Origin of the sequence: Curtobacterium sp. MCBA15_013, from assembly GCF_001865095.1 — a bacterium.
Classification (GTDB): Bacteria; Actinomycetota; Actinomycetes; order Actinomycetales; family Microbacteriaceae; genus Curtobacterium.
In genome coordinates, this window is sequence record NZ_MJGQ01000055.1 from 931 (window position 1) to 1,248 (window position 318).

1 pseudogene is annotated in these 318 nt (G+C 68.9%); it reads left to right on the forward strand.

Annotated features, from left to right (window positions below):
• Positions 1–318: pseudogene (locus BIV01_RS16880) on the forward strand (NDP-hexose 4-ketoreductase); the annotation flags it as partial.

The window sequence follows — 318 nt, forward strand, 5'->3', positions numbered from 1 at the left end:
GAGGGCGAGGGCGTCGCCGCCCAGGTGCTCGTCAAGCTCGGCGCGGACCTCAACCGAGTCCGTCAGCAGGTCATCCAGCTCCTGTCCGGCTACCAGGGCAAGGAAGCGGTCGCCGTCGGCGGCGAGCAGCAGCAGAACGCCCAGCAGGGTTCGCAGGTCCTCGACCAGTTCGGTCGGAACCTCACCCAGGCGGCGCGTGACGGCAAGCTCGACCCGGTCATCGGCCGCGAGAAGGAGATGGAGCGGGTCATGCAGATCCTCTCCCGCCGCTCCAAGAACAACCCCGTCCTGATCGGTGAGCCCGGCGTCGGCAAGACC